Below are 2,381 nucleotides of genomic sequence, written 5' to 3'. Positions count from 1 at the left end.
CCACTCGGTCGAGGGGCCGCTGCGCCCAGGGGGACCGCTTGGCCTCAGGCCGTGGCCGGCGCTGCGTCGGTGACCTGGCTGGCGGCGTCGTCGCCCTCGGTGGGCACTGCGCCCTCCTGGTCCGGGCGACGCACCAGGAGCGTGAGCGCCAGGGCCACCACGAAGATCCCGGCCCCGGCCGCCATCGCCAGGGAGACGCCGCCGGCGAGGGACTCGGCAGGGCCGTGCCCGTCGGCCGCCAGCTGCCCGGCGCGGTGGCTCATGAGGGCGATGGCCAGGGCGGTGCCGGTGGCGGCCGCCACCTGCTGGAAGGTGCCCAGGATGGCCGAGCCGTGGGAGTACAGGTCCATCGGCAGCGCGCCCAGGCCGGCGGAGAACAGCGGCGTGAACAGCAGGGCCAGGCCGAAGCTGATGGCCGGGTGCACCAGGAGGAAGGCCCACCACGGGGCGTCGAGGGCCGCCCAGGTGCCCACCGAGAGGGCCACGAGCACCAGCAGGGCGCCGGGCACCACCAGCGGGCGGGGCCCCAGCCGGTCGTACCAGCGGCCGATGCGGGGAGCCAGGAGGCCCATCATCAGGCCACCGGGCATCATCACCAGGCCGGCCTGCAGGACGCTCAGGCCGCGCGCGTCCTGCAGCCACAGGGGCAGCAGGATCATGGAGCCCATCATCGCCATCATGGCGGCACACATGATGCCCATGGACAGGGCGAAGTTGCGGTGGGTCAGCGCGCGCAGGTCCAGCAGCGGGGCGCCCCCGGAGCGGGCCAGGGAGAGCTGGCGCCACACGAGCAGGGCCACGCCGGCCGCGCCCACGGCCACCGCGAGCACCGGGGAGACCACCGGCTCGGCGGCGCCGGGGCCGGAGTGGCCGCCGAAGGAGCTCAGGCCGTAGACCAGGGCACCGAAACCGACCGCGGCCAGGGGGAGGCTGAGCAGGTCGAGTGGGCCGGCGGCCCCGGCGTGGTTGCGTGGCAGCAGGCGCAGGCCCACCAGCAGCATGCCCACGGCCAGCGGCAGAACGAGCAGGAAGAGCCAGCGCCAGGAGGCGAACTGCAGCACCAGGCCGGAGGTGGTGGGGCCCAGGGCGGGCGCCACGGAGATGGCCAGGGAGACGTTGCCCATGGTGCGGCCGCGGTCCTCCACGGGCACCAGGGTCATGACGGTGGTCATGAGCAGCGGCATCATGATGGCGGTGCCGACGGCCTGGACGATGCGGCCCACCAGGAGCAGGGCGAAGCCCGGCGCGACGGCGCACAGCAGCGTGCCCAGGGCGAACGCGCCCATGGCGGTGGCGAAGGCGGCACGGCGGTCCAGGCGGTGCAGGAACCAGCCGGTGGTGGGGATGACCACGGCCATGGTGAGCATGAACGCCGTCGACAGCCACTGGGCGGCCTGCGCCGAGACGTGCAGCGAGTCCATGAGCTGGGGGACGGCGTTGACCATGATGGTCTCGTTGAGGATCACCACGAAGGTGGCGACGGTGAGGACGCGCAGGATGGGCGTGGGGTCGACCTCGAGGTCGGCGGGGGAGTCGACCGTGGTCGACGGCGTGCTGCGGGTCTCGGGCATGCGGCAGGGGCTCCTCGGAGGAGTGGAGGGGATGGGGGAGGGGTGCGCCAGCCTAGGGCTGGGGGAGAGGCGACAACACCGATTTTGCTGAGACATTCCCGACACGCGGGGCCGGCCCGGGGGAGCGTGGGTAGGGTTCGCCGGGTGGGAGACGTCTTCGCGGGCCGGTACGAGCTGGTGGACCCTCTGGGTGAGGGTGGCACGGGTGTGGTGTGGCGGGTCTGGGACCACCGGGCCCACCGCTACTGCGCGGCCAAGGTGCTGCGCCAGGTGGACGCCTCCTCCCTGGTGCGCTTCGTGCGCGAGCAGGGCGTGCGCGTGCAGCACTCCCACCTGCTGGTGCCCTACGGCTGGGCGGGGGACGACGAGCGCGTGATGCTGGTCATGCCGGTGGTGGACGGCGGTTCGGCCGCCACGCTCCTGGCGGAGCACGGACCGCTGCCGGCGCCCTGGGTGGCCACCCTCACCGACCAGCTGCTGCAGGGGCTGGGGCAGCTGCACGACGAGGGCATGGTGCACCGGGACGTGAAGCCGGCCAACCTGCTGCTGGACGCCACCGGCACCGGGGTGCCGAGGGCCCGCCTGGCGGACTTCGGCCTGACGATGAGCGTGGACGCCCCGCGCCTGACCACGGGCCCCTACGTGCACGGGACGCTGGGCTACATGGCCCCGGAGTCGTTGGCGCACGGCTGGGACCCGAGCCCGGCGGCCGACCTCTACGGCGTGGGGATGACGGCGCGCGAGCTGCTCACCGGGCAGCGCCCGCAGGGTCGGGACCACGACGCGGTGGCCGGCGAGCTGGCGCGCGCC

The 2,381-nt window shown here is 74.2% G+C and carries 2 protein-coding genes; one reads left to right on the top strand and one right to left on the bottom strand.

Annotated elements, in window-relative coordinates; genetic code table 11:
* Positions 1 to 44 precede the first annotated feature (44 nt).
* Positions 45 to 1,571 carry an MDR family MFS transporter gene (locus HMPREF3099_RS00965; RefSeq protein WP_070703342.1) on the bottom strand — a complete coding sequence of 509 codons (1,527 nt, stop codon included), beginning with the start codon at positions 1,569 to 1,571 and terminating at the stop codon, positions 45 to 47.
* A gap of 144 nt (positions 1,572 to 1,715) precedes the next feature.
* Here HMPREF3099_RS00965 and HMPREF3099_RS00960 point away from each other — a divergent pair.
* On the top strand, positions 1,716 to 2,381 hold a 666-nt coding region (locus HMPREF3099_RS00960; RefSeq protein WP_168168402.1), incomplete at its 3' end, for a serine/threonine-protein kinase.

Origin of the sequence: Kytococcus sp. HMSC28H12 (assembly GCF_001816045.1) — a bacterium.
Classification (GTDB): Bacteria; Actinomycetota; Actinomycetes; order Actinomycetales; family Dermatophilaceae; genus Kytococcus; species Kytococcus schroeteri.
Note: the sequence above shows the minus strand (reverse complement) of the source record. Positions and strands in the feature narration are given on the sequence as shown.